The organism is Roseibium salinum, from assembly GCF_026240905.1.
GTDB classification, from domain to species: Bacteria; Pseudomonadota; Alphaproteobacteria; order Rhizobiales; family Stappiaceae; genus Roseibium; species Roseibium salinum.
Window position 1 is genome coordinate 4299186 of sequence record NZ_JAPEVI010000003.1, and the last position, 26732, is coordinate 4325917.

Sequence of the window (26732 nt, forward strand, 5' to 3'; positions counted from 1 at the left end):
GGATTTGCCGTGGCCAGGGAACACGCCATTCTGGAAACCAGGGACCTGACCATCCGCTTCGGCGGCCATGTGGCGGTGGACCGGGTTTCCTGCAGTTTTGACCGGGGGAGCCTCACCGCGATCGTCGGGCCGAACGGCGCGGGGAAAACCACCTATTTCAATCTGATCTCCGGCCAGTTGACGGCGACCAGCGGCACGGTGTTGCTGAACGGCGAGGCGATCACCCGGATGTCCGTGCCGGAGCGCACCGACCGCGGTATCGGACGGGCCTTCCAGCTCACCAACCTGTTTCCCAGCTTGAGCGTGCGCGAGAATGTCCGGCTCGTGGTTCAGGCGAAGGCGCGCAAGGGGTTCGATCTCTTCTCCATCGCCGAGAGCCATGTGGAGCTTGTGGAGCGGGCCAACCACGTGCTTTCGGAAGTCCGCCTGCTGGAACATGCCGACAGGATCGTCTCCTCATTGTCGCATGGCGACCAGCGCAAGCTGGAAGTGGCGCTGCTGATCGCCATGGGCCCCCAGGTTCTGATGTTCGACGAACCGACGGCGGGCATGAGCGTCGATGAAGTGCCCGTCATCCTCGAACTCATCCAGAAGCTGAAGAGCGACATGGATCGCACGATCCTGCTCGTGGAGCACAAGATGGACGTGATCCGCAGCCTTGCGGACCGGATCATCGTTCTCCACAACGGCGAACTGGTTGCCGATGGCGATCCGGCGGACGTGATCGCGCTGCCGATCGTGCAGGAAGCCTATCTCGGCAAGGCACCGGAAAGCTCGGGGGAGGCGGCATAATGGCTTCGACACTGCTTTCCCTCTATGGCGTTCACACCCATATCGGCCCCTACCATATTCTCCAGGGCGTGGATCTGATCGTGCCCGAGGGCGGGGTGACCGTGCTGCTCGGCCGCAATGGCGCGGGCAAGACCACCACATTGCGCACGATCATGGGGCTGTGGACCGCCAGCCGGGGCGAGATCCAGTTTGACGATCATGCCATCACCAGCCTGGCGACACCCGAGATCTCCCGGCGCGGCATTGCCTTCGTGCCGGAAGACATGGGGATCTTCACCGATCTGACCGTTGCGGAGAATATGCTTCTTGCGGCGGCGAACGGCCCGATGGATGCAAAGCGCCTTGCCTGGATCAAGGAGCTGTTTCCGCCCATCGGCACCTTCTGGAATTCCTCCGCCGGCACGCTTTCCGGGGGACAGAAGCAGATGCTGTCCGTCGCCCGGGCGATCATCGAGCCGCGCCGGCTGATCCTGATCGACGAGCCGACCAAGGGTCTGGCGCCGGCGGTCATCAAGGCGATGAGCGATGCCTTGCGGGAGTTGAAGGAAACCGACACGACCATCCTGCTGGTGGAACAGAATTTCGCCATGGCCTCCAGCATCGGCGACACCGTCGCCGTGATGGACGACGGCCGTATCATTCATTCCGGATCCATGCAGGAACTGGCTGCGGACGCCGCCTTGCAGGAAAAACTGATGGGCCTGAGCCTGGAGGCGCACCAATGAACGGGACAGCAATCAAACCGCGGATCGAGAGGATCCCGCTGAAGGAGCAGTTTTTCCAGAAGCTGCCGGTCCTGCTCGTGCCCTTGCTTGCGGTCGTCGGGCTTGTCGCGATCGGCGATCCGGCCAGCTGGCTGACGCTGACGGTCGCGGGGCTGGCGATGGGCATGATGGTCTTCATCATGGCTTCGGGCCTCACCGTGGTTTTCGGACTGATGGACGTGATCAATTTCGGCCACGGCGCCTTCGTGGCGGTCGGTGCCTTTGTCGGCTTCACGGTGCTGGCCTGGCTGGCGGGCTGGACGGCGTCTCCCAGCGTGATGCTGAACCTTGCGGCGGTGCTGATCGCCATTCTGGCGGCCATGGTCGTCACCGGCCTGCTCGGGATCGCCTTCGAGCGGGTGATCGTGATGCCCGTCTATGGCGAGCATCTGAAACAGATCCTGGTGACCATGGGCGGGCTGATCGTCGCCCAGCAGATGATCTATGTGGTCTGGGGGCCGGATGAACTGCACCTTTCCCGGCCGGAGGCCTTTCAGGGCGCGTTGGTGATCGGCGAGGCGGCCATCGAGAAATACCGTCTCGTGGCGGTCGGCGTCGGGCTCGCGCTGTTCCTGGCCATGCGCCACGTTCTCAAGTACACCAAGGTCGGGCTTCTCGTCCGGGCCGGCGTCGAGAACGGCGAGATGGTCGAGGCGCTCGGCTATCGTATCCGCCGCCTGTTCCTCATCGTGTTCATGACCGGTTCGGCGCTTGCCGGTCTCGGCGGGGTCATGTGGGGGCTCTATCAGGAGACGATCACGGCGCATATGGGCTCGGACATCATGGTGCCGGTCTTCATCGTGGTCATTATCGGCGGGCTCGGCTCGGTCGAGGGCTGTTTCATCGGCGCGATGCTGGTCGGCCTGCTGGCCAATTACACCGCATTCCTTGCTCCGAAGGTCGCCCTTGTCTCGACCATCGCGCTGATGGTGGTCATCCTGATGTGGCGTCCGCAGGGGCTCTACCCGGTCGTCAAGGCGAAGTGAGGACGCGGACATGCTCACCAGACTTCTTTCCGGCGACACGCCGCGCAGCAGCCTCCTGACGGCGCTCCTGCTGATCATCCTGATCTCGCTCGCCTTCGCGCCGTTTCTCTTTCCCGGCACCAAGTCGGTGGAAACTGCGGCGCGCATCTGCATCTTCATCGTGCTGGTGGCGAGTTATGATCTCCTGCTCGGCTACACAGGCATCGTTTCCTTCGCGCATACGATGTTCTTTGGCATCGGCGCCTACGGCACGGCCCTCGCCCTGTCGACGACGGGCCCGGGATACGGGGCGCTGATCTGGGGAATGGCGGCAGGGGCCGGCGTGGCGGCGCTCTTCGCGCTTGCCATCGGGCTGTTTTCCCTGCGCGTCAAGGCGATCTTCTTCGCAATGGTGACGCTGGCGGTTGCCAGCGCCTTTGCGGTCCTCGTGTCGCAGCTCTCCTGGCTGACCGGCGGCGAGGACGGGCTCAACTACAAGATCCCGCGCGAGCTGACGCCGGCCTTCAAGCTGATCGACGAAAAGATCTTCGACGTGCGCATCAACGGCAAGCTGCTCGCCTATTACCTGGTGTTCTTCGTCTCGGTGATGCTGTTTCTGGTGATGCTCCGGATCGTCAATTCGCCCTTCGGCCGCACGCTCAAGGCGGTGCGTGACAATGCGTTCCGGGCCGAGGCGATCGGCTACCGCGTCGTCTGGTACCGGACGACAGCTACCGTGCTTTCCGCCGTCATGGCGGCGCTTGCAGGCTCGCTGCTGGCGATCTGGCTGCGCTACACCGGTCCGGCGACGACGCTTTCCCTGGAGATCATGATCGACATCCTGCTGATGGTCGTGATCGGTGGCATGGGCACGCTCTACGGAGCCGTCCTCGGGGCGACCCTGTTCATTCTGGCGCAGACCTATCTGCAGGACCTGATGGGCGCCGCGTCCGAAGCGACCAGCGCGGTTCCGCTCGTCTCGATGCTTGTGGCGCCGGAACGCTGGCTGCTCTGGCTGGGCATTCTGTTCATCCTGTCGGTCTACTTCTTCCCCACCGGAATTGTCGGGCGGCTCAGGGCAGGACGCGGGTGAGCGGTCAATTGCTTCATATCCGGGAGGAGGGCGCGGGGCGCCCGCTGGTGATGATCCACGGCTGGTCCTGTCCCGGCCAGTTCTTTCAGGGCCAGATGGACGCGTTGAAATCCCATGCCCACTGCATCGTGCCGGACCTGCCCGGCCACCGAAAAACCGGCGGCCGGCTGCCGCTGAGCATCGAGTCGGCCGCCGATGCCGTTCACGCCTCGCTGGAGGAACGGGATGTGCGCAACGCGGTGCTGTGCGGCTGGTCCATGGGCGCGCTGGTTTCCTATGCAATGCTGGAACGCCACGGGAGCGGACGCATCGCCTCTGTCGTTGCCATCGACATGTCACCGAAAGTGCTCAACAGCGAAGACTGGCGGAACGGAACCATCAGCGGCCTGACCGCGGAGCTCAACGCCCATGTGCTGGACGTCATGGTCGCCGACTGGGCCAGATTGCCGGGCAGGATCGCAAGGCGGCTGTTCGCGGACGATCTGCCGACCGATCCCGAGCTGTTGGCCTTTGCCACAGCGCAGATCGAAGCGGCGGACCCGGCCCTTCTGAAGCCGATGTGGGCCTCGCTCACCGCGCAGGATTTCCGGCCGTTCCTGAAGGAGTTCCCCGTGCCGCTCCATCTGGCGGCCGGCCTGCGGAGCCAGCTCTACGGGCCGGCCGTGCACCGCTGGCATCAGGAACACGTGCCGGGTCTTCACCTCCACCAGTTTGAAAGCTCCGGCCACGCGCCGCATCTGGAAGAGCCGGCGAGGTTCAATAGGCTGCTGCTGGATGTGATCCGGGGGAAGCCGATCAGGTGCTAGGCTCTCAGCAGGCGCGGAACAACCTGAACGCAGGTTGATCTAAACTCGCGAGAAGCTGGGCACGCAGCCTCATCCTGAGACGGTCCTGTCGGACCTCCTCAAGATGAGGACTTTGTTGCCGCGACGTCCAGCGGTGCCTTCAGCGGCGTTGCGCCAGTTGATTGAGCAGCTGATCCGCATCGGCGGGGCGGGCGGCGATTTCCAGGATCAGTTTCTTGCGCACGGCATCGGCAAAGGTCGCGGGGCTGTCCGCCGTTACCACAAATGCTGCCGGCCCGCCGATGATGTCGCGGTAGAACCTGTCCTCCAGATCATAGGCAACCGGGCGGCCCGAACAGTGCCGGCAGAGGACGGCAAGACCGTTGATGACGATGCCGGAGGAGACCACCGTCTCCCGGGCTTCGGCAATGGTCGGGCCGTTCCAGTTGTTGGCGCTGTCGGCGGAAAGATCGATGACGCGGCGCAGGCCGGTGTGCTCATTGGTGTCGATCAGGTCCTTGCCCCTCAAGAGGGCGGCGCCGATCGCATTTCGCCCATAGGCCTCACGCGGCACGTCCATCAGCCTTGCCGCAAAGTCCCGTGCCGACGCCATGCCGTCGACCACCATCCAATCGACCACGACATGCTGGGAGGCCATGTCGGCCCATTCCACATAGGTGAGGGCGATCTTGCCATGGACGTTGCCGGTAATAGCGCTCAGCACCGACGGATCGGTGATCGCCTCGGCGTATCCGGACCGCTGAAAGCGGATTTCACCGTCGTCGATCGAACCCGTGGCATCCGCCAGCAGGACCAGTTCGAGATCCACCTCATCGCTGCGGGCAGGACTGGAGAGAAACAGGAAACAGGCAACTACGGCCAAAAACATCCGCATCACGATCCGCTCCGGCAATCAGGCACTTTTTGATTAGCTAGGGCGTGACAGCGGAAAAGGAAAAGGTGGCGTGTGGATTTGCTGCTGAGGTGTGCCGCCGGCGGGCGCGAACGCCAGTTGCTCCAGCCGGAATGACAGGTTTAGCGGGGCGAAACAGAAAAACCCGCCCTCTATGAGAGCGGGCCTGCCAAATCATTTGACTGGATCAGCTCACGCCACGGCGCGGGCGAGGGCGCACTGGGACCACAGGTCGTTGATCGCACTGGCGAGGTGTTCGATGTCATCGGCCGTGTGCAGCGGGGTCGGTGTGAAGCGCAGGCGCTCGGTGCCGACCGGAACCGTCGGATAGTTGATCGGCTGCACATAGATGCCGTAGGTCTCCAGCAGAATGTCGGAGAGCCATTTGCACTTCTTGGCATCACCCACCATCACCGGAACGATATGGCTGTCATTGTCCATATGCGGGATGCCGCGCTTGTCGAGGGCGGCGCGCACCTGGGCGACCCGCGCCTTGTGCGCCTTGCGCTCGAAGGGGCTGTCTTTCAGGTGACGAATGGATGCGGCCGCGCCTGCGGCAAGTGCCGGCGGCAGAGCCGTGGTGAAAATGAAGCCGGAAGCGAAGGAGCGGATGAAGTCGACAACCGTCCTGGACCCGGTGATGTAACCGCCCATGACGCCGAAGGCCTTGCCGAGCGTGCCCTCGATGATCGTCAGGCGGTCCATCAGGCCTTCGCGTTCGGCTACACCGCCGCCGCGCGGGCCGTACATGCCGACCGCGTGCACTTCGTCGAGATAGGTCAGCGCGCCGTACTTGTCGGCAACGTCGCAGATCTCCCTGATCGGGGCAATGTCCCCGTCCATGGAGTAGACGCTTTCGAATGCCACCAGTTTCGGCGCATCCGGATCATCGGCCGCCATCAGCCGTTCCAGGTCGGCAACGTCGTTGTGCTTGAAGATGCGTTTTTCGCAGCGCGCGTGGCGGATGCCCTCGATCATGGAAGCATGATTGAGGGAGTCGGAATAGACGATTATGCCCGGGACCTGGGAGGCCAGGGTGCCGAGAGCCGCCCAGTTGGAAACATAGCCGGAGGTGAAGATCAGCGCGGCTTCCTTGCCGTGCAGATCCGCCAGTTCCCGCTCCAGGAGGACGTGATAGTGATTGGTGCCGGAAATATTGCGCGTTCCGCCCGCGCCTGCGCCGCATTTCGCGATGACTTCCTGCATGGCGCCGACGACCTTCTCGTTCTGGCCCATGCCGAGGTAATCATTGGAGCACCAGACGGTGACCTCCTGAACGGAGCCGTCCTCACGGTAGCGCGTGGCACGCGGAAAGCTTCCGGCCTGGCGTTCCAGGTCGGCGAAGATCCGGTAATTTCCGTTGTCATGAAGTTTGTTAAGGCGTTCTTCCAGATACGCATTCACGTCCATGAAACCGGTCCTCTCTTCGCTGCGCGTGTACCGCAGCGCCCTCTCTCTCTATGCCGCGCGCATCTGCGGCTTTTCACATGCCTGAGACCATGGCGTCCAACCCCAGCCTAGCAGGTAACTTGTAGCTATTCAAAACTGCATTACCAAACTTCCGTCCTTGATCAAGGTCAAATGACGCAGATGCGTCCAAACGCCATAGGTCCTCGGACCGGGTGCAGCTGCCTGAATTCGCTCGCAAACCGCTAAAACACCCCTTCGGAAATTCTAGCGAAAATATAGGCAGGCCGCGCGGAAATGCGAGTGTTGCCAACAAGTCTCTTGCTTTCCCGGAGCAAACATGAATACTGATTCATGTTTCAGGAACGTTGGGAGGGTCCGGACGTGAACAGATCGGCCGGAGATGCGGAGGCGCTGCAGAAGGCGTCCGGCAATCAACCGAAAACAGCTCGCGGCGAAGCAACGCGCAAGGCGATTCTCTCCGCGGCGGAACGCGTTATCGGCGCGAGGGGCTATAACGACGCTTCCATCGGCCACATTACCAGTGAGGCAGGTGTCGCCCAAGGCACGTTCTACATCTACTTCAACACCAAGGAACAGGTGTTCTCCGAGCTGGTGCTGGAAATGGGCCGCCTCGTCCGCCACACGATCGCGGACGCAACTCTGGGAATTGACGACAGGCTGGAGGCCGAAAAGGCCGGCCTGACGGCGTTTCTGGAATTCGTCTGTGCCCATCCGGATCTTTACCGGATCGTCCAGGAAGCTCTTTTCGTCGACCCGCAGGCCTACCGGGAATACTACCAGACTTTCGCCGCCGGCTACCGTTCCGGACTGATCGCGGCCGAACAGGCCGGACAGATTTCGCCGGGCGATGCCGAGATCAGGGCCTGGGCGCTGATGGGGATCGGCCGCGCGCTTGGCGAGCAACTGGTCGTCTTCAAGACCGGCAGGCCGATCCCCGAGCTCGTTGCCGGCGCATACGACCTGATTGCCAACGGTATCAAGCCGTGAGGCCCATGCCGTGAGCCTTGTCGAAACAGAATGGCGGCATGGCGCGGTCTGGCTCTGGCTCAACCGGCCCGAACGCCACAACGCGCTTGTGCCGCCGCTGACGGGCGCATTGCGATCCGCCCTCGCGGAATTGGCGGAGCAGGAACCTGCCGCGCTGGTGCTGTCCGGCCGGGGACACAGTTTTTCGACCGGCGGCGACATCGCCGGTTTCCTGGAACACGCGGGCTCGCGGCAGGCGCTCAGGGACTATTCGGAAGGCCTGGTCGGCGACCTGCATGACGCCATTCTCGAGCTGCTCGCGTTTCCCGCGCCGGTTCTTGCCGCCGTCAATGGTGCCGTGACCGGCGGATCGGCGGGGCTGCTGTTTGCTGCCGACATGGTCGCGATGTCGGACCGCGCGTTCCTGCAGCCCTACTATTGCGAGGTCGGGTTCGCGCCCGATGGCGGCTGGACCGCGCTCCTTCCTGACCGGGTCGGTCCGTCGAAGGCGCTCGAGATCCAGTACCGCAACGCGCGGATCGGCGCCGCCGAAGCCCTGGCCCTCGGGCTGGCTTCAAGCGTTTGCCCGCGCTCGGAACTGGCGACACAGATCGATGCCTGGGTGGATGACCTCGGCAAGGGCTTTGCCCGAACGCACCGGGTCACCCGGCAAGGGGTCTGGGATGAGCGGAGGCGGGAAGAGGTCCGCCGCCGTCTCGACCTGGAGAGGGCCCGGTTTCTGGAGCTTGTCGAACGGCCGGAAACGCTCGACGGCATGAAACGCTTCACACGGCAGCGCGCCTGAGGCCTTCAGAAGAGATTCGAACACCAGGTGTTGGGGAGGACACATGGAGTTTTTGACAGACATGGCGGCCAAACGGGCCGAACTGACGCCGGAGGCGGTCGCCTTTACCGATCACGACACCGGCCGCAGCTTCACGTTCTGCGAGGTCAACAGCCGCGCCAGCCGGCTCGGCAACCTGCTGCTGGACCGGGGACTTGGAAAGGGCGACCGGGCGGCGGTTCTTTGCCTGAACCATCCCGATTTCTTCGTTCTGCTGTTTGCGGCTCAGAAGACCGGGATCCAACTGGTGCCGCTCAATTGGCGCCAGCCAGTGGCGGAGTTGGCGCCCATCCTGGAAGCTTCCGGAGCAAGGGTCCTGTTTCACGACGGCGACTGCGCCGAAACGGCCGGGGACCTGGTCTCCGACACCGGCATCCGCCTGCTGCCGCTCGGCGCCACGCGGGACGCCGGCAGTGCGCTGGACGCCCTGCTCAGGAACGCAAGCCCGGCCGCAATCGGCTGCGGCCGGATCAGGGCCGATGCGCCCTGGTATCTGCTGTTTACCTCCGGCACCACAGGCCTGCCCAAGGCGGTCATTCAGACCGCGGGCATGGCCTATGCCAACATGATCAATTACAGTCAGGCGACCGGTCTCACGGTCGGCGAAAAGGGCGTCAACTTCCTGCCGCTGTTCCACACGGCAGGCATCAATCTGCCGACGCTGCCGATCTTCCTGAACGGAGGCTCTTCGACGGTCCTGCGCAAGTTCGATGCGGACAGGATTCTGGATCTGATCGATGCGGGCGAGGTAACGAATTTCTTTGGCGTGCCGGCGATCTATCAGGCGCTGGCGCTTTCACCCAGGATTGGCAAGACGGATTTTTCAGGCGTCCGCTCGCTGGGATGCGGCGGCGCGCCGGTTCCCCGGCACCTTCTCAACGATTTCCGCAAACGCGGCGTCACCATCTGCAACGGCATGGGCATGACGGAGACGGGGCCGACCGTGTTCCTGATGGACAAGGCGCACGCGGCGGAAAAAATCGGCTCGGTCGGCAAGCCGCAGATCCTGACCGACGTCCGGCTCGCCGACGGTGACAGCGGGATCGTGGAAGGGCCGGGCGAGGGGGAAGTCCAGTTCCGCGGTCCGAATGTCACGCCCGGCTATATGGACAATCCGGAAGCGACAGCGGCCGCGTTCACGGTGGACGGCTGGCTGAAATCCGGGGATGTCGCCCGGCGCGACGAGGACGGTTATTACTACATCGTCGACCGGATCAAGGACATGTACATCTCCGGCGGCGAGAATGTTTACCCTGCGGAAGTCGAGAAGGTCTTGGTCGGCCATCCGGCGGTCCTGGAGGCCGTGGTCATCGGCGTTCCGGACGAAAAATGGGGCGAAGTCGGTGCGGCCTTCCTGATCGTCCGGCCCGGCGAAGAGCTGGACACGGACAGCCTGTCCGGCTGGTGCCGCCAGCAGCTCGCTCCCTACAAGATCCCGAAGAGCTTTTCCGTCGTGGCGGATCTTCCCCGCACGGCCGCAGGGAAAGTGCGCAAGAACGTCGTGAAGGACGCCTTTCTGACCGAAACGACACCGGAGGATGCCCGAGTATGAGCCTCACCGCAGATGCGCCGCTACGCGCCTCTTTCACCTGGATTCCGAGGCAGGCCGATTTCGACGCCTTCGCCAGGCTGTCCGGGGACGACAACCCCATCCATGTCGATCCGGACTTTTCCGCCCGCACGCGTTTCGGCCGCACGGTGTCGCACGGCATGCTGCTTTACACCCGCGTCCATGCGCATCTTCAGGAGCTTTATCCCGGCAGGGCACACAAGCTGCAGACCCTGATGTTCCCCAATCCCGCCTATGCGGATGAGGAGCTGACATTTTTCTTCAGCGGTGATCCGGACAGGCCCGATCAGATCGTGATCGAGGTCAGGCGCAGCGCGGACGGCGCTGTCGCGCTGTCCGGAACCTGCGACCTTGGAGAAGACCGATGACCCTCGAACCTGGACAGCAGGCACGACTGAGCCGGACCTATTCGGACCAGGACATGCGCGACTTCGCGCTTCTTTCAGGCGATGACACGAAGGTTCCTGAAACGGTTCCCGGCCCGCTGATCGGCGGCCTGTTTTCCTACCTGCTCGGCGTTAGGCTGCCCGGGCGCGGCACGAACTATCTCAAGCAGAGCCTGGAATTCCTGGCGCCGGCTCCCGTCGGCGAAGAACTGACGGCGTCCGTCACGATCACCCGCCTCAGGCCCGAAAAGCATCTGGTCGATCTCGAAACCGTCTGTGAGGCCGCAGACGGCACGCGCATCTGCCAGGGGCGGGCGCTGGTCTATGTCGAGGACGTCGGCAAGGAATAGACGCGACCCCGCCTGCTCTCGCTATGCAGTCTCTTGCAGATCTGGTCGCTGATGCTAATCGCCTTCCACCAAACGCGTCTTGCCGGGCCAGAACGCGTAGTGCGCGGCGATCCGGTCGGTCTTTGCGTCTGGTTCCTTGTACACCCAGCCGATCTCCTCGCCGCCCAGGGCAACATAGCTCGCATCGCCCTTGATCGGGCAATGGGTGGTCTTGTCTACCGTCTTGAAGGAGGCGGTCAGATCGGCTTCGGGAACATAGATCACCGGGTCATACAGCGACTTGCCGAACTCGATCACGCGGAGCGCATTCGTGCTGTCGGCAAGCAGCTTGTCGCCTGCGTAGACGCGGATGCGGCGGGGAACGTCCTTGACCACCATGAGATGGGAGGGGTTATCGGGGTTGCGGATCGCTTCGTCCAATGCGGGGCTCTCCAGGGTCGCCATCGTGCTCTCCTCATGTCTACTCGCCGGGAAATGGCTGGGTCTTTCAGCGACCCCAACGGTTTCAGGTGTCGCTTGTTCAATACAGTACGTGAGGTGCCTGGCCCGGGTGGGCAATGGCAAGCATGTGACATTGCCGTGAAGACATGTTTCGGCCGGTTTTGGCATTCACAGAACCGAAAGCGGCTGGCTGACGCTTGAAAAATCTGCTGAAACCACATTCAAGAGAGAACAGGTCATGCAGCAAGGCGGTTTTCATGGGTGAGCAGGTAACGGAGTTGTTGAGGCGGTTGTTTCAAAGGGCCGTCGAGGTGGCAGATCCGATGAAGAGCCTCGCGGCCTCCCTGCCGGAAAAGCCGGCGGGACGGGTCGTCGTCGTCGGGGCCGGCAAGGCCTCGGCCCGGATGGCGGAAGCGGTCGAGGCGGTCTGGGGTCCGTGCGAAGGGCTGGTCATCACCCGCTACGGATACGCCCGGCCATGCAAGGGCATCGAGATAGTCGAGGCAGCCCATCCCGTGCCCGATGAAATCGGTCATTCCGCCACGCAGCGGATGCTCGATCTGCTGGAAGGTCTCGGCGAAGACGACTTTGTCCTGGCTCTGATTTCCGGGGGCGCGTCGGCCCTGCTGACGGCGCCAGCCGGCGACATCTCCTTGGGCGAAAAGCAGGATATCAACCAGAAACTGCTCGTTTCTGGGGCGCCCATCGGGCAGATGAATATCGTACGCAAACACCTGAGCCGGGTGAAGGGCGGCCAGCTTGCGGCAGCCGCTTATCCCGCACGCATGCTGGCGCTGCTTCTGTCCGACGTCCCCGGCGATGATCCAGCGGAGATCGGGTCGGGTCCAACGGTCGGCGATGCGAGCACGCCGCAAGACGCCAAAGCCATTCTGGAGCGCTGGAAGATCGACGTGCCGGCCTCGGTCAGTCAGGTTCTGGCGGGGCGGACCGGCGTTCTTGCGCCGGATGACGACAGGCTTTCCCGTGTCACCAACACGATCTTCGCGGCCCCGTCCCAGTCTCTCGAGGCGGCTCGGCTGCTGGCGGAAGAAAACGGATGCGATGTGGAAATCCTCGGTGATGCGCTGGAAGGGGAAGCGCGCGACGTTGCGCAGGAACACGCGGCCCTCGCCCTCAAGCGCCAAGAGGCCCGGTCCGGCAGCAGCCGTCCGCTGATCCTGATGTCCGGGGGGAACTGACGGTCACCCGCCGGGGCGACGGCATCGGCGGACCGAATGCCGAATACGCCCTGGCGCTTGCCTTCGCGCTGAAGGGCGCACCCGGCATCCACGCCATTGCCTGCGATACGGACGGCGTCGACGGCGCGGCCGAGGTTGCCGGCGCTGTCATCGGGCCGCAGACGCTGTCGAAGGCGGAAAAGGCAGCCGTTTCGGTCGACAGGGCGTTGGACAACAATGACGCCCATGGCTTCTTTGAGACCCTGGGCGATCAGGTCGTCACCGGGCCGACCTTGACCAATGTGAACGACTTCCGTGCGATATGGATTTGCTAGGTATGGCCCCATTTGGGAACCTGTTGAAGCGCAGCTTCGACTATGGTGCATCTGTTGCGGGCCGGGTTTGGATAGGGATTGGTATTGTCTGAAGTCACCATAACGCGGGCCGTCCGCATGCCCGATCCGTTCCGGATCGAGCGCTTTCTGTCCAATCCGAAACTCGGGCCGAGGCTGCTGTTCTTCAGCGGCGGCTCGGCGCTCAACGGCGTCGCGCAGCGTCTGAAGCGCTACACTCACAATTCCATTCATCTCGTCACGCCGTTCGACAGCGGCGGCAGCTCGCAAGGGCTCCGGGTTGCCTTCGACATGCCGGCGATCGGCGACCTTCGCAGCCGGCTGATGGCGCTGGCCGATGAAACGGTGCTGGGCCATCCGGACGTCTTCCGCCTGTTCACCCACCGCTTTGCCAAATCCGCTCCCGGGACGGACCTTGCCGGTGAACTCGACGCGATGATTGCCGGGACCCATCCCCTGGTGGAAGCGATCGAAGTTCCCATGCGCACGCTGATCCAGAACCAGCTCGACCGATTCCGCGCCGCCTGCCCGGAGAGCTTCGATCTCAGGGGGGCAAGCATCGGCAACCTGATCTTGGCGGGCGGCTATCTCCATCAGAACCAGCAACTCGAACCGATCATCTTCCTGGTCTCGAAACTCGTCGGCGTCCAGGGCACCGTCCGTGCGGTAACGGACGACAATCTGCATCTTGGAGCGGTGCTGGAAAACGGAGAGACTGTCATCGGCCAGCATCTCCTCACCGGCAAGGAGCATCCGCCGCTCACCTCGCCGATCAGGGATCTCTTCCTGAACCTCGGCCTGAGAGGCCGGACGCCCGCCCGTTCGCAGATTCCGGAACGGAACCGCAAACTTATCAGTTCGGCAGACCTCATCTGCTATGCTCCGGGAAGCTTCCATACCAGCCTGGTTGCCAACCTGCTGGCCGACGGCGCCGGCCGGTCGATCGCCGCGCGCACGGTGCCGAAAGTCTATGTGCCCGCGATGGGCGCGGACCCGGAAGCCGGCGGCATGGATCTGCCCCACCGGGTGCGGACCCTGCTCGCCTATCTGCGCAAGGACGCCGGATCCGATTGTCCGGTGAACCGGTTGCTCAATCTGGTGGTCGCCGACCAAAGCGTTCCTGAAAGCGAGGCTGCCGAGGTCAGCGCGTTGGGTGTCGCCGTCGTGAGGCTGGATCTCGTTAGCGAGCAGTCCGCGCCCTATTACGATCCGGCGGCACTGTGCGATGCACTGGTTTCGCTGGTATGACAACCGGAAGGCCTGGATCTGATGGTACCCTGTCGCCAGCCGGACCCGGTATAGTCGAATCGATCAAGAGGAAGACGTCATGAAACGCAGGCCGCTTTTGAATCGCCACCTGAGCAAGCTCGTGGCATCGCTCGGGCATATGGACGAAATCGTTGTGGCCGACGCAGGCCTGCCGGTTCCCGCCAATGTCGGCGTCATCGACCTGGCGGTCTCCCCCGGCATTCCCGGACTTTTCGATGTTCTCGACGCCCTGGCCAACGAGATGGTCGTCGAGCAAGCCATCTTCGCCGACGAGGCTTCCGCTGAGCTCGTCACCCAGATCGAAGTGAAACTGGCGCACTGGGCGGCCGATGCGGGCAAACCGATCGAACATATCCGCTGTTCCCACGAGGCGTTGAAGACTAGAACCGCCCGCGCCCGCGCTGTCATCCGCACGGGCGAATTCACGCCGTTCGCGAATGTCATCCTGGTGTCCGGAGTGCCGTTCTAGCGGAGCGCGTCCGGGTCACCCCAGCACGGCCGCAACCAGACGGGAGCCGCTCTGCAAACGAGTAGGCCCCGGGTCTCGCTGCGCTCGCCCGGGGTGACTCGGAGAGTTTTTCGAGCGCAAGCTCGAGCCGATAGTGTAAGAACTATCAATGGCTTACTTCGTATATATTCTCGCAAGCCGGATGAATGGAACGCTGTACGTCGGCGTCACGAATGATCTGGCCCGCCGCGTGGAAGAGCACCGGCAGGGAATCGGCTCCGGCTTCACGAGGAAGAACGCTGTTCACAGGCTCGTCCATGCGGAAGGCTTCGATCAAATCGAGGACGCCATCGGCATGGAAAAGCGGCTCAAAAAGTGGCGGCGGGCGTGGAAGATACAGCTGATTGAAAAATCCAATCCGGATTGGCACGACCTGCTTACCCATTAAATGCCGAGGGCGCCAAACACTCGATGTCACCCGGCCCAGCGCAGCGCAGAGCCGGGCCCACTTGCCGGTCTGCTTGGTAAAGCCGAAGAGAACAGCGTCGTACCGGCCGCGTCCAGACAGTAAACGCTCTGCAAACGAGTAGGCCCCGGGTCTCGCTACGCTTGCCCGGGGTGACTCGGAGGGGTTCAGCGCAGTCACGTGACGAATCCTCCTCGGTGTCGCCCCGGCCCAGCGCAGCGCAGAGCCGGGGCCTACTCGCTGGTCTGCTCGGTAAAGCCGACGAGAACAGCGCCGGACTGGCCGCGTTCAGACAGGAATCGCTCTGCAAAATGGGCCTCGGTGTCTCGCCGCGTTCGCCCAGCGAGGAACAGGGCTGAGTCCGCTCTTGATCTCGCCGGCCTTATGCTGACGCAAAATGCCCCGCTTCAGGGCGGCATCCGCCGAAACTTCGCTCCCGCTTGTTTCGTTTTAAAGACAGTATCTTCCCGCTGTGCGGAAAATTTCTTCAGGGGCGCCGAAACCGATTTTGTTGACTTTCGAAATCGGTTTTGCAAGCCTTCTTTTCAAGAAAGCGCGGCTGTTGGATCGATGTGTCCGGCAAGGCGCGACGGTATGGAGGGGCCGACCGGCACCCCGGGGGAGGATGAATGCCACGGACACACGGTTCCGTCACGATTGACGATGTGGCCCGCCATGTGGGCGTCGCCAAGGGCACCGTGTCGCGCGTCCTCAACAACTACACGGACATTTCCGAGGAGACCCGCAAGCGCATCCTGAAAGCCGTGAGGGACCTCGGCTACCAGCCGTCGGCGACGGCCCGCAATCTCAAGCGGGGCCGGCAGGACACGCTCGGCATCGTGATCCCCGTTGGCCATGGCAGCGGCGCGGATCCGTTTCTGTCGGAATTCATCGACGGCATTGCCCGCGCACTCGATGAGCTTGGGCTCGACCTGCTCGTGACGACCGCCCACTCGCGCGAACACATGATCGAAACGCTCAAGCGCCTGATCGCACGCCGCAAGGTGGACGGGTTCATCGTCACCCGCACCGGGGTCAACGATCCGCGCATTGCCTATCTCACCGAGCAGAACTTTCCGTTCGTCGCCCATGGCCGCACGGGAGACCCTTCCGGATATGCCTGGTTCGACATCGACAACGAAGCCGCCTTCGCCGACGGCGTCCGCCACATCTACAGTCTCGGTCACGAGCGGATCGGCCTTGTCGGCGGAACTCTTGAGCTGAATTTCTCGCTGCAGCGCCGGAACGGCTACCGGCAGGGACTGGAGGCGCTCGGCGTGCCTCACGACCCGAGCCTGGAAAGCCTCCAGGCCTTGAGCGAAAAGGGCGGCTTTGCCGGCGCCGAAGCATTGCTGTCCCTCGACAATCCGCCCACCGCTCTGCTGTGCGTCACCGATGCGCTGGCCATCGGCGCCGTCCAGTTCTGCCGGAAATACGGCCTGAAAGCGGGTTCGGACGTCACCATCATCGGGTATGACGGCCTGCCGGTGGGCGAGTATCTGGATCCGCCGCTGACCACGTTTTCCCAGAGCGCGCAGGAAGCGGGCGGGCGGGTCGCCCGCATGCTGATCGACGTTCTGGACGGCAAGGAACCCACAAGTTTGCAGGCGCTCGCAAAAGCGACCCTGATCCGGCGCGCCTCCGACGGAGCGCCGTCCATGACACCGGAGGCGCTGTCGAGGCTGCTCCGGAACCGGCTGAACCAGCAGCCACATTCTGGCAAATAGGGAGAGTTGAGATGTTTGGGAGGACGACATTCCTGACTTCGACCATAGCGGGCATGCTCGCGTTTGGTCTGTCAGCGGCGGAGGCCGACACGCTGCGCTTCTGGACGACGGAAGAGCAGCCGGAACGGCTGGCCAAGCAGGAGGAAATAGCCGCCGCATTCAAGGAAAAGACCGGCATCGACGTGAGCGTTATTCCGGTGAGCGAAAGCGATCTCGGCACGCGGGCAACCGCGGCATTTGCCGCGGGCGATCTGCCGGATGTGATCTATCACACCGTGCAGTATGCGCTGCCCTGGGCGGAAGCCGGTATCCTGGATACCGAAGCGGCGACGGAGGTATTTGAAAAGCTCGGCGCCGACACATTCGCCCCGGGCGCCGTTGCCATGGCCTCCGTCGAGGACGGCATTGCGTCCGTTCCGGTGGATGGCTGGACGCAGATGGTCGTCTACCGCAAGGACCTTTTCGAAGAGAACGGCCTTGCCGCACCGGACAGCTACGAAGACATACTGGCAGCGGTTGAAAAGCTGCACAATCCGCCGGAAATGTTCGGGTTCGTCGCGGCCACCAAGGTCGACGAGAACTTCATGAGCCAGGTGCTGGAGCATGTATTGCTCGCCAACGGGATCTCCCCGGTCGACGAGGAGGGCTTCAAGCCGCTGGACGAAAAGAAGACCGTCGAGGCGCTGGAGTTCTACAAGGCCATAGCCGAGGCATCACCTCCGGGGGATCTCTACTGGAAGCAGTCGCGTGAACTCTATTTTGCCGGCAAGGCGGCGATGATCATCTGGTCGCCGTTTATCCTGGATGAACTGGCAGGCCTGCGCGATGATGCGCCGCCGACCATCACCGACGACCCGACATCCTCGGAACTGGCCTCCAAAACCGGCGTCGTCACGACCTTGAGCGGCCCGTCAAATCCGGAGGGCGCAGCCTGGGCCGATATTCGCTATTTCGGCATCACCAACGATGCGGACACGAATGCGGCCATGCAGTTCGTCGAGTTCTCCATGGACGACGAATATCTGACGACCCTGTCGATCGCTCCTGAAGGCAAGTTCCCGATCCGCCGCGGCAACTCCGAAAACCCGACCGCCTTCGTCGACGGCTGGGCCAAATTGCCGGTCGGTGTAGACCGCAAGGCAGCCCTGACCGACGTCTATGATCCGGAGACGATCAAGACCGTGGTGTCCGGTCTCGACACGGCCAGCCGCTGGGGCGTCAAGGAAGGTCAGCTTTCGCTTGCGTCCAAGATGATCAACAGCCAGGTGATCAACCGCCTCGTGCGCGAATATATCGATGGCGAGCGCGATGCGGCCGCAACGGTCGAGCGGCTCAACGATGAACTGGCCAAGATCCAGTAAAGGTTTCCGCCCCGATGAATCGGGGCGGCACCACTCTCCACCCGGGACCGGGCCGGGCAACTCCAAATGGGACTGCCCGGTCCGCTTCGCTCCGCGTGAGGGGCGGGACCATGAGTCGCCTTCCGACCGCATGAAATTCCCTCGCACCGGCCCTCTCCCGACGGAGTGGCGGCAAAGAGGGCAAATCCGAACGTCAACGCTGAAGCGGAACGATGAGCACAAAGACCCCAGCAGAAGCTTCTTCAGGTCCGCCCAAGGGCATCGGGCCGATGCAGCGCCGTGAGATGTGGCTGGCGTATCTGATGCTGTTGCCGACCTTCGCCATCATTCTGGTGATCGTTGCAGGTCCGCTGCTGGCCAATTTCTGGATCAGCGTCAAGCCGGTTCAACTCGGCGACCTGCGCCCGCCTGCCGTGCTGGTGAACGAACGGGTGCGCGGCAACCCGGAGGCTGCGGGCGACAGCGCAACGCTGGAATATCGGCTGCGCAATTCGTCCCAGGACGAGGAAATCCGCGATGTCGTGCTGAGGGACGCAGTGCCGGAAGGCTTCAATGTTACCGGCCTGCCGGACGGCTGCGGCCTTGAGGACAACCGTCTGACTTGCATGCTCGGGACGGTCGAGCCCGGCTGGCGCGACCGGTTGCGGCTCGAGGGCACCGTCTCCAATGCGTTCCTTGCAACCGACGACCCGGAAGAGATAAGCGTCGCCGTCGTCACGGGCGATGCCGACAACGTGCTCACCAGTTTCGAATTCACGTTCGAGAATTTCTCCAGGATCTTCAGCGCGCGTGAATTCTGGTCCGTGCTGCGGGTCACCTTCTATTACACGATCTTCGGAACGGGCGGGGCTGTCGTGCTCGGGCTGTTTGCCGCCCAGCTTCTCAACACCGCCTTTGCCGGTCGCGGTTTCCTGCGCGGCCTGTTTCTGTTTCCCTACGTTTCTCCGGTGATTGCCGTGGCTTTCACCTGGGTGGTGCTGTTCGATCCGTTCTCCGGAACGCTGAACGCGCTCCTCACGAAGATGGGTGTGATCACCGATCCGATCAATTTCTTCGGCCAGCGGGCCATAGGCTTTTCGCTCTTCGGCATTCCCTTCGAATTCCCGCTGGCCCTGTCGACAGTGATCGCTTTCGAGGCCTGGCGCTATTTCCCACTGTCCTTCCTGTTCATTCTGGCGCGCATGCAGTCGATCAACACCGACATGTACGAGGCGGCCGAAATGGACGGCGCAACGCCCTTGCAGCAATTCTGGTATCTGTCCCTGCCGCAACTGATGGGCATTCTTTCGGTGCTGTTCCTGCTGCGGTTCATCTGGACCTTCAACAAGTTCGACGACATCTTCCTCCTGACCGGCGGCAATGCGGGCACGCGCACGCTGACCGTGGATGTCTATGAGCAGGGCTTCGCGCTTGCCAATCTCGGTGCCGGCGCCGCCGTGGCGGTGGTCGTCTTCGTCGTCCTCGTCACCTTCGCCACCCTGTTCATTCACTTCGCGCCGAAGGAGGAGGGGTTATGAGCCCGCGCAGCGTCGTCATCGCGGCCGTCACCGGTCTCATCTGCGGCGTCACCGCCATGGTGGTGCTCGGCGTCGCCCTGACACTGATCACCGGCGCAGTTGCGCTGCCGCAGGCGACCGCGGCCGGGCTGGCGGGTCTGGCCGGGGCTCTCGCCCTCGTCTGGCGGCAGTCGCGCGAAAGCACCGGCGGCATTCCGGCCTGGGCCATTGCTGCGACGGCGGTGTTCCTGGTGCTCATGACGGCGTCCTTCGCCGCGCCCTTCGGCCTGCCTCTGGGAACCGTGACCGTGTGGCAAGGGCTGGCGCTGGTGACCTTCATCGGCGGCGTGACGGCCGCCCTCCGGCTCTGCCTGCGCGATGCCCGGCTGGAGGCCATGAGCCGCTATGAGCGCGAGGTCATCTATATCCGCGTCCTGAAGGGTATCGGCTTCGTCGTCTTTACGATCATCGTGGCGCTGCCCTTCTACGTCATGGTGATGACCTCGCTGAAAAGCCAGCAGGCGCTGCTTGCAAATCCGCTGGATCTTTCGATCGACGTCTCGCAGGGGCTGGACGGCCTGTTGCGCTCCTACAGGGAGCTCTTTACCCAATTCAATTTCGGCCGTTACCTGCTGGTTTCCGCCTATGTTTCGATTGCGACCGTGCTGCTGACGCTGCTGTTCTCCGTGCCGGGCGCATACGCGGTCGCCCGGCTGCGGTTTCCGGGCCAGGGTTTCCTGTCGCGCTCGGTGCTGCTGATTTACATGGTCCCGGCGATCGTCCTGGTGATCCCGCTCTACGCGGTCTTTTCGCAACTCGGCCTGCGCAACACGCTGACCGGGCTGCTGATCGTCTATCCGGCGACCACCATTCCCGTCGCGCTTTACATGCTGCAGGGCTATTTCCGCGGGCTGCCGTCGGAGCTGGAAGAGGCCGGGCTGATGGACGGGCTGTCGCGCGTCGGGGTGATCCTGAAGATCACGCTGCCCCTGTCGCTGCCGGCGCTGGCATCCGTCTCGCTCTACGTCTTCATGATCGCGTGGAACGAGTTCCTGTTCGCTTTCATGTTCCTCGACGACCCGGGCATCTTTACCCTGTCGCGCGGTGTCGTTTCCCTGAATTCCTCCGAGGTGCCGCGTCAGCACCTGATGGCGGGCGCGGTCATCGCGACCGTGCCCGTCCTTGTCCTCTTTCTCTGGTTCGAGCGCTTCCTTGTCCAGGGCCTGACGGCCGGCAGCGTCAAGGGATAGGACCGATCATTCGAAGGGCTCATCAGGACGCCCAAGGGAGTTACTTGTGTCGCATAGTGATTTAGACAAACAGGCAAGATCGATCCTGATCGAGAACGACCAGGGCGGGTACACGATCCCGACCAGGGGCCTTTACCCCTACCAGTGGAACTGGGACTCCGTCTTTGTCGCCCTCGGCTTCTCCACGTTCGACCAGGACCGCGCCTGGCAAGAAATCGAGATGCTGTTCGAGGGACAGTGGCGCGACGGCATGGTGCCGCACATCCTGTTCCGCAAGGACGACCCGAGCTATTTCCCGGGCCCGTCCGTCTGGGGAACCGACGGCGGCGCGATCCCCAGTTCCGGCCATTCCCAGCCGCCGGTCGCCGCGTCGGTCGTCAACAGCCTCGTGGAGAACGACCGGACGGGCAGGGCACCGGAGCATGCCGCGGCGCTGCTGCCGAAGCTGATGGCCTGGCACCGCTGGTATCTCAGCTATCGCGACCCGGACAAGCTTGGCGTCATCGCCGTCATTCACCCCTGGGAGTCCGGACGGGACAACCTGCCGGACTGGGACGAGGCCCTGCGCGCCGTGGAGGTCAGGGACATCGAGCCCTATGAGCGCAAGGATACGTCTCATGTCGACCCGGCCATGCGTCCGCACAAGGAGGATTACGACCGCTATCTGAGCATTGTGGCCGCCTGCCGGAAGGTCGGCTGGGACCCGGCGAAGGTCGCGCAAACCTGTCCGTTCTTTGTGGCCGATCCGGGAGTGACTTTCATTTTCCTGCGTGCCTGCCGGGATCTTCTGGCCCTTGCCGAACGCCTTGAGGCGCAGGACGAAGCCAGGGAAATCAGGACATGGATCGCGCGGATGGAAAAAGGCACCCGGGTACTGTGGAACAGCACGGTGAAGGCCCATGTCGCTCTGGACGAGCGCACCGGCAGGCAGACGGACGGCGTTTCGAGCGCGTCCTTCCTGGCGCTTTATGCGGGCCTGCGCGACGCTGACATCCTTTCCGCCCTGCAGGCGCATTTCGACCGGATCGCCGCACGCGTCCGTTACATGATGCCGTCCTACGATCCCGATCACCGCAGCTATGAGCCACTGCGCTACTGGCGCGGGCCGGTCTGGGCGATGATCAACTACATGATCGCGAAGGGGTTTGCGGAAGCGGGCGATGAAGCGCGGGCCGAACGGCTGAGGGCCGACACGGCCGACCTGATTGAAACCAGCGGATTTGCCGAATATTTCAGCCCGGAGACCGGCGCGGGCGCCGGCGGCGGCAGCTTTTCGTGGACCTCGGCGATCTGGCTCGCCTGGGCATCGCCCTCACATGCGCAAGAACCAGCTTGAAGGGGAGCCAGGCAATGGGTGCGATCCAGCTCAAGGCGGTCGAGAAGTGGTTCGGCAACCTGCAGGTCATCAAGGGAATCGATCTGGAAATCGAGGACGGCGAATTCGTGATCTTCGTTGGGCCCTCCGGCTGCGGGAAATCGACGTTGCTGCGTCTGATCGCCGGCCTTGAGGAGACCAGCCGCGGCACGATCGGGATCGACGGCAAGGACGTGACCGCCCTGCCGCCGTCGGGCCGGGGGCTGTCCATGGTGTTCCAGTCCTATGCGCTCTATCCCCACATGTCCGTGCGCGAGAATGTCGGCTTCGGGCTGAAAACGGCCGGCGTGCCGAAGGACGAGATCGAGCGGAAGGTCAAGGCAGCCGCCGAGGTCCTGAAGCTCGACGACTATCTCGACCGACGGCCCAAGGCCCTTTCCGGCGGCCAGCGCCAGCGTGTCGCCATCGGCCGAGCCATCGTGCGGGAGCCGGGCGCCTTCCTGTTCGACGAACCGCTGTCCAACCTCGATGCGGCCTTGCGCGTCGAAATGCGGTTCGAGATCGCCCGCCTGCACAAGAGCCTCGGCACCACCATGATCTACGTGACCCACGACCAGGTGGAGGCGATGACGCTTGCCGACAAGATCGTCGTGCTGCAGGCGGGGCAGATCGAGCAGGTGGGCACGCCGCGTCAGCTCTACGAGAACCCGGACAACCTGTTCGTCGCCCAGTTCATCGGCTCGCCCAAGATGAACGTGCTGCCGTGTTCGGTGGACGGCGACCGGTTTTCGCTCCGGGGCCACGGCGGCGGCCGCTATCCGCATGCGGGCGCAACGCAACAACCCGTCAGGCTCGGTATCCGCCCGGAGCATATCGCCGTCGTCGGCGCGGAAGAGGGGCACTGCACGGGCACGGTGGAGGTCGCCGAATATCTCGGCGCAGACACTTTCCTCTATGTGGCGCTGGACGGGCTCGATTCGGTTCTCGTTCGCATCAGCGGCAGCGAGAAAATCGAAGAAGGCGCCCATATCGGCCTCAGGTTCGACGAAGCGCGCATGCACTTCTTCGATGTGCAGGACCGGGCGATCAGGTACCCGGTTTGAGGCGGCATCTGCCGGCCTTTCCTGCAGCTGCCCGCGAGTGATCCGGGTCCTGCGGCACTTCAGAGCGGGATGACGTCGACACGGTGGTCGGTCGTCTGGCCGCCGGCGGTGCGTGATACGCCCTTGACCGGAGAGACGTCGCCATAGTCACGGCCTCGGGCCACGACGATGTGATCCTGGCCGACACGAACCGCGTTGGTCGGGTCATATTCGATCCAGCCGACCTCGATTCCGCACCAGGCGCGCACCCACGCATGCATGGCGTCGGCGCCTTCCAGACGGGGCCGGCCCGGCGGCGGGGTCGTCCTCAGGAAACCGCTCACATAGCCTGCCGGAATGCCGATGCTCCTGAGACAGGCGATCATGATGTGGGTGAAGTCCTGGCAGACGCCGTGACGGCTTTCGAATGCCTCGAGGGCCGGTGTGTCCACCGTCGTGGCCCTCGCGTCGAAATGCATGTCGTCGTGGAGTGCCTTGCCGATGGTCTCAACGGCTGAAATGGCACTCATGCCGGGAGAGACGTGTTCCTCGGCATAGACCGCGAAGGCGGGATCGAGCGCCAGGCGCGGGGAAGGGGACAGGAAATGCACCGGCTCGTCAGCCTTCAGCGACTGGATGGTGGCGAGTTCCCGCGCCAGGGATTTCAGTGACGGGGAAATGTCGAATTGTTCCGGGGTCGCGGTCCGGTCGATGCGCGCCTGCAGTTTGAAGAGCAGCTCTCTGTGGGGCTTTCGGTAGGCGACATCGGTCACCGCATTGCCGAAGAAATCGACCCTGTCCTCCCGTTCCCAGGGTTCGGGCTGGAGGCTGATCCGCCCGGAAAGCAGCGTTTGCTCGCCCGGACACGTCGCGGGCATCAGGCGCAAGGCATGGCGGCCGTGGTTCGCCGGGCTGGCATAATCATACGTGATTTCAAGCGTTACATCGTACAGCACGGGCGCCTCGCACAGGGCGTAGGGAGAGTGACGATCGCCGGCCGGCTCGTCGACAGGGCGGCGACAGTGCATTCAAGCTTACGGGCTCGTAGCCTAGCGGATATAGGCATCGGACAACTCGACGGAGAGATGGGCGATCCGGTCGCGCAGGTCGGCCAAAGCATCGGTGGTCAGGGTCTTCGGCGTGGAAATCGCAAGGCTGGTGTGAACCTGCAGCACGGATCGGGCGGGAACCGAAAGATAGCCGTTTTCGGTCGCCCCCGGAAGCACGCCGATATGCTCCTTCATATCGCTCAGCTGATAGAGAATGGCCCTCGGATTCTTCGAGTCCATGGCAAGAAGGTCCAGCACCGTCGCATGGCTGAGCGAAACGGCATAGCGCCGGCTCATGGACATGGCGCTGTCGCCCACCTCCAGCAGCAGTTCCAGGGATCCTTCCGGGGCATCCGGCGCCGTGAAGACCGACAGGAGATCTGCCATCCGGTACGCCCGTTCAAGGGCCCGTCCGATGCTCAGGAAGCGCCAGCCGGTGAAGCGGTACATGTTTTCGTGAACCAGTCCGGAAAAGCCGGTGATCTTCCTGAGCAGCAACCCCATGGCCCGCGGCACATCCGCGTTTTCGTGCATGGCGTGCCGGGCGCCGTTGGCGGTCTGGGCGAGATCGTTGAGAGCCAGCCAGCCGTCGACGGAGAAGCGGTCGCGGACCTTGCCGGCGGCGGCGACCGCCGAGTGCAGCATGTCGCAAAGGCTCTCGGGGACCGGCGTATCGGGGGAGACGCCGGTCCCTTCCAGATAGGCCGAGGTCATCGCGACCAGCGGCGCATCCGGGTCCGCGGTTTCCATGAGGCGGGCATGATAGGCCCGCAGAAGGCGGACAGACCCCTCGGCCCGTTCAATATACCGGCCAAGCCAGAAGAGATTGTCGGCGGCGCGGGAGGGCAGGGTGCCCGTCTGGGATTTGAAGAACGGCGACTCGGTCTGGTGCAGGAGCGTTTCCTTGACCGGCCTCTGGTCGCCGACGATCCAGACATCGGCCGCCGATCCTCCCGCCTGCATCGCGATGGCGCTGGCATCCTCCGTCCGGCCGATGCGGGCAAAGCCCCCCGACATCACTTCCCAGCCGTTTGCCGTGCGCGCCAGGAAAACGCGCAGGCTCATCGGGCGCGGAACGAGCTGTCCGTCCTGATAGGACGGTGTGGTCGAAAGGGTGACGGCTTCCTGGCCGACGAGAGCGTCGGCCTTGTTGTCGATCCAGCTTTCCAGAATCCCCTTGTGGAACTTTTCGAAATCCTTGCCGAGAAAATCGGTCTGCGCGGAGGCAAACGGCAAGGCCGTCGAGAGCGCGGGGCTGAACATCATGGTCTCGGCGTGCTCTTTCACATATTGCCGGGTTGCCGCTTCGCCGCACCACCAGGTGGCGACATTCGGCAGTTTCAGCTTTTCGCCGAGCAGGTGTTTGCTGATGCGCGGCAGGAAGGCGAGCAGGGCGCGGGTTTCCAGGATGCCGGTGCCCAGGGCATTGACCATTGTCACCGAGCCGTGCCGCACCGCCTGAACCAGGCCGGGCGTGCCAAGTCGCGAGGTCTCGTTCATCTCCAGCGGGTCGGTCCAGGCGGCATCGAGACGCCGCCAGAGGACGCTGACCGGCTTGAGGCCGGAGACCGTGCGTACCATCAGCCGGCCGTCCCGCACGGTCAGATCCTCGCCCTCCAGCAGCATGAAGCCCAGATAGCGGGCGATATAGGCGTGCTCGAAATAAGTATCGTTCATGGGGCCGGGGGTCAGGATCGACACACGGCTGTCCGATTCTCCGCGCAATTCGACGAAATGGTCGCGGAAGCGGCGGAAGAACCCCGCGAGGCGGTGAACGTGCGCCTTCGCAAAGAACTCATTGAAGACACGCCCGGTGGCGACCCGGTTTTCAAGGGCAAAGCCCGCACCGGAGGGCGCCTGCGCCCGGTCGCTGAGCACCCACCAGGTGCCGTCCGGACCGCGGCCGATTTCGAAGGCCAGGAAGTGGAGGAAATGGCCGGATTTGGGAGTGATGCCGACCAGGGGCCGTTGCCATTCCGGGCTCTTGGCGATGAGGCTTGCAGGAAGATACCCGTCCGCCACCAGCCGGTTCTCACCATAGAGGTCGCCGACCACCTGCTCCAGAAGCTCGGCGCGCTGGATGAGCCCGGCGGAGATCTCCTCCCACTCGTCTTCGCCGATGATGAGCGGAATATGGCTGAGCGGCCATTCCCGCTCGTTGGCGCCGTCCTGGCCGTAATGGCGGAAATAGACCCCGGCATCATTGAGATACTGGTTGCCCCGGGCAAAGCGGTCGCTGATCTGTTCCGGCGTCAGGGATGACAGGTAGTCCACGAAAGAACGCCAGACCGGCCGCACCTGGCCGTCCGGATTCAGGAGTTCGTCCGAAACGCCGGGATACGGGCGATAGGATTTCAGCAATCCGGGCCCCAGGTCACCAGTTTCTGCGGTTTCGTTCCGATTCATCCATTACTTCCTCCCCGGACACCTTCGCGCCG

At 63.4% G+C, this 26732-nt stretch carries 26 protein-coding genes; 21 read left to right on the forward strand and 5 right to left on the reverse strand.

Going from position 1 to position 26732, the window contains the following annotated elements; all coding sequences use genetic code 11:
• Positions 1 to 9: 9 nt before the first annotated feature.
• From ON753_RS24535 to ON753_RS24555, 5 genes are read left to right on the forward strand one after another with little or no spacing between them, the layout of a single operon-like run.
• Positions 10 to 792: an ABC transporter ATP-binding protein gene (locus tag ON753_RS24535; protein WP_265966450.1), complete on the forward strand. Its 783-nt coding sequence runs from the start codon at positions 10 to 12 to the stop codon at positions 790 to 792.
• Complete coding sequence (locus ON753_RS24540) at positions 792 to 1517, forward strand: ABC transporter ATP-binding protein (RefSeq protein ID WP_265966452.1); 726 nt, start codon at positions 792 to 794, stop codon at positions 1515 to 1517. Before ON753_RS24535 ends, ON753_RS24540 begins: the two co-directional genes overlap by 1 nt.
• Positions 1514 to 2542, forward strand: a complete 1029-nt coding sequence (locus ON753_RS24545) for a branched-chain amino acid ABC transporter permease (RefSeq protein ID WP_265966454.1) — start codon at positions 1514 to 1516, stop codon at positions 2540 to 2542. Before ON753_RS24540 ends, ON753_RS24545 begins: the two co-directional genes overlap by 4 nt.
• Positions 2543 to 2552: 10 nt before the next feature.
• Positions 2553 to 3614 carry a branched-chain amino acid ABC transporter permease gene (locus ON753_RS24550; protein ID WP_265966456.1) on the forward strand — a complete coding sequence of 354 codons (1062 nt, stop codon included), beginning with the start codon at positions 2553 to 2555 and terminating at the stop codon, positions 3612 to 3614.
• A complete protein-coding gene (locus tag ON753_RS24555) occupies positions 3611 to 4420 on the forward strand; it encodes an alpha/beta fold hydrolase (protein ID WP_265966457.1) in 810 nt (269 codons plus the stop codon). Before ON753_RS24550 ends, ON753_RS24555 begins: the two co-directional genes overlap by 4 nt.
• Before the next feature lie 139 nt (positions 4421 to 4559).
• On the opposite strand, the gene ON753_RS24560 is transcribed toward ON753_RS24555, so the two are convergent.
• Together ON753_RS24560 and hemA are read right to left on the reverse strand one after the other, a co-directional pair.
• Complete coding sequence (locus ON753_RS24560; RefSeq protein WP_265966458.1) at positions 4560 to 5294, reverse strand: DUF1194 domain-containing protein; 735 nt, start codon at positions 5292 to 5294, stop codon at positions 4560 to 4562.
• A 210-nt stretch (positions 5295 to 5504) separates the two neighbouring features.
• Positions 5505 to 6722 carry a 5-aminolevulinate synthase gene (hemA, locus tag ON753_RS24565; protein ID WP_265966460.1) on the reverse strand — a complete coding sequence of 406 codons (1218 nt, stop codon included), beginning with the start codon at positions 6720 to 6722 and terminating at the stop codon, positions 5505 to 5507.
• 381 nt (positions 6723 to 7103) lie between these two features.
• Between hemA and ON753_RS24570 the strand changes: the two genes are divergently transcribed.
• From ON753_RS24570 to ON753_RS24590, 5 genes are read left to right on the forward strand one after another with little or no spacing between them, the layout of a single operon-like run.
• The gene (locus tag ON753_RS24570; RefSeq protein WP_265966462.1) at positions 7104 to 7730 is read left to right on the forward strand and encodes a TetR/AcrR family transcriptional regulator; all 627 of its coding nucleotides are present in this window, start codon (positions 7104 to 7106) and stop codon (positions 7728 to 7730) included.
• Between the two features lie 10 nt (positions 7731 to 7740).
• Positions 7741 to 8514, forward strand: a complete 774-nt coding sequence (locus tag ON753_RS24575; protein ID WP_265966464.1) for an enoyl-CoA hydratase/isomerase family protein — start codon at positions 7741 to 7743, stop codon at positions 8512 to 8514.
• A 43-nt stretch (positions 8515 to 8557) separates the two neighbouring features.
• The gene (locus tag ON753_RS24580) at positions 8558 to 10105 is read left to right on the forward strand and encodes an AMP-binding protein (RefSeq protein ID WP_265966466.1); all 1548 of its coding nucleotides are present in this window, start codon (positions 8558 to 8560) and stop codon (positions 10103 to 10105) included.
• A complete protein-coding gene (locus ON753_RS24585) occupies positions 10102 to 10491 on the forward strand; it encodes a MaoC/PaaZ C-terminal domain-containing protein (RefSeq protein WP_265966468.1) in 390 nt (129 codons plus the stop codon). The genes ON753_RS24580 and ON753_RS24585 overlap by 4 nt, the downstream gene beginning before the upstream one ends.
• The gene (locus ON753_RS24590) at positions 10488 to 10859 is read left to right on the forward strand and encodes a hotdog family protein (protein ID WP_265966470.1); all 372 of its coding nucleotides are present in this window, start codon (positions 10488 to 10490) and stop codon (positions 10857 to 10859) included. Before ON753_RS24585 ends, ON753_RS24590 begins: the two co-directional genes overlap by 4 nt.
• Before the next feature lie 54 nt (positions 10860 to 10913).
• Here ON753_RS24590 and ON753_RS24595 read toward each other — a convergent pair whose 3' ends face one another.
• Positions 10914 to 11303 carry a DUF427 domain-containing protein gene (locus ON753_RS24595; RefSeq protein WP_265966472.1) on the reverse strand — a complete coding sequence of 130 codons (390 nt, stop codon included), beginning with the start codon at positions 11301 to 11303 and terminating at the stop codon, positions 10914 to 10916.
• Between the two features lie 254 nt (positions 11304 to 11557).
• Between ON753_RS24595 and ON753_RS24600 the strand changes: the two genes are divergently transcribed.
• The 11 genes from ON753_RS24600 to ON753_RS24645 all read left to right on the forward strand — a co-directional run bounded on the left by ON753_RS24600 (position 11558) and on the right by ON753_RS24645 (position 23266).
• Positions 11558 to 12499 carry a glycerate kinase type-2 family protein gene (locus ON753_RS24600; RefSeq protein ID WP_323054782.1) on the forward strand — a complete coding sequence of 314 codons (942 nt, stop codon included), beginning with the start codon at positions 11558 to 11560 and terminating at the stop codon, positions 12497 to 12499.
• Between the two features lie 50 nt (positions 12500 to 12549).
• Entirely contained in the window at positions 12550 to 12813 is a 264-nt protein-coding gene (locus ON753_RS26770; protein WP_418068013.1) for an MOFRL family protein, read from the forward strand.
• A gap of 84 nt (positions 12814 to 12897) precedes the next feature.
• Positions 12898 to 14079 carry a GAK system CofD-like protein gene (locus tag ON753_RS24605; RefSeq protein ID WP_265966474.1) on the forward strand — a complete coding sequence of 394 codons (1182 nt, stop codon included), beginning with the start codon at positions 12898 to 12900 and terminating at the stop codon, positions 14077 to 14079.
• 79 nt (positions 14080 to 14158) lie between these two features.
• Positions 14159 to 14569 (forward strand): D-ribose pyranase, encoded by a 411-nt coding sequence (gene rbsD / locus ON753_RS24610; RefSeq protein WP_265966476.1) that lies wholly within the window; start codon positions 14159 to 14161, stop codon positions 14567 to 14569.
• A 148-nt stretch (positions 14570 to 14717) separates the two neighbouring features.
• Positions 14718 to 14996 carry a GIY-YIG nuclease family protein gene (locus ON753_RS24615; RefSeq protein ID WP_265966478.1) on the forward strand — a complete coding sequence of 93 codons (279 nt, stop codon included), beginning with the start codon at positions 14718 to 14720 and terminating at the stop codon, positions 14994 to 14996.
• Positions 14997 to 15643: 647 nt separating this feature from the next.
• Entirely contained in the window at positions 15644 to 16741 is a 1098-nt protein-coding gene (locus ON753_RS24620; RefSeq protein WP_265966480.1) for a LacI family DNA-binding transcriptional regulator, read from the forward strand.
• An 11-nt stretch (positions 16742 to 16752) separates the two neighbouring features.
• Complete coding sequence (locus ON753_RS24625) at positions 16753 to 18102, forward strand: ABC transporter substrate-binding protein (RefSeq protein ID WP_265966481.1); 1350 nt, start codon at positions 16753 to 16755, stop codon at positions 18100 to 18102.
• A 212-nt stretch (positions 18103 to 18314) separates the two neighbouring features.
• Positions 18315 to 19619, forward strand: a complete 1305-nt coding sequence (locus ON753_RS24630) for a carbohydrate ABC transporter permease (protein ID WP_265966483.1) — start codon at positions 18315 to 18317, stop codon at positions 19617 to 19619.
• Complete coding sequence (locus ON753_RS24635) at positions 19616 to 20848, forward strand: carbohydrate ABC transporter permease (protein WP_265966485.1); 1233 nt, start codon at positions 19616 to 19618, stop codon at positions 20846 to 20848. Before ON753_RS24630 ends, ON753_RS24635 begins: the two co-directional genes overlap by 4 nt.
• A gap of 46 nt (positions 20849 to 20894) precedes the next feature.
• Positions 20895 to 22184, forward strand: a complete 1290-nt coding sequence (locus tag ON753_RS24640) for an MGH1-like glycoside hydrolase domain-containing protein (protein ID WP_265966488.1) — start codon at positions 20895 to 20897, stop codon at positions 22182 to 22184.
• Between the two features lie 14 nt (positions 22185 to 22198).
• Positions 22199 to 23266, forward strand: a complete 1068-nt coding sequence (locus ON753_RS24645; RefSeq protein ID WP_265966490.1) for an ABC transporter ATP-binding protein — start codon at positions 22199 to 22201, stop codon at positions 23264 to 23266.
• Positions 23267 to 23325: 59 nt separating this feature from the next.
• Here ON753_RS24645 and ON753_RS24650 read toward each other — a convergent pair whose 3' ends face one another.
• Both ON753_RS24650 and ON753_RS24655 read right to left on the reverse strand, forming a co-directional pair.
• A complete protein-coding gene (locus ON753_RS24650; protein WP_265967255.1) occupies positions 23326 to 24201 on the reverse strand; it encodes a transglutaminase family protein in 876 nt (291 codons plus the stop codon).
• A 93-nt stretch (positions 24202 to 24294) separates the two neighbouring features.
• On the reverse strand, positions 24295 to 26700 hold the full coding sequence (locus ON753_RS24655; RefSeq protein WP_265966492.1) for a circularly permuted type 2 ATP-grasp protein: 2406 nt from the start codon (positions 26698 to 26700) through the stop codon (positions 24295 to 24297).
• Positions 26701 to 26732: the final 32 nt, after the last annotated feature.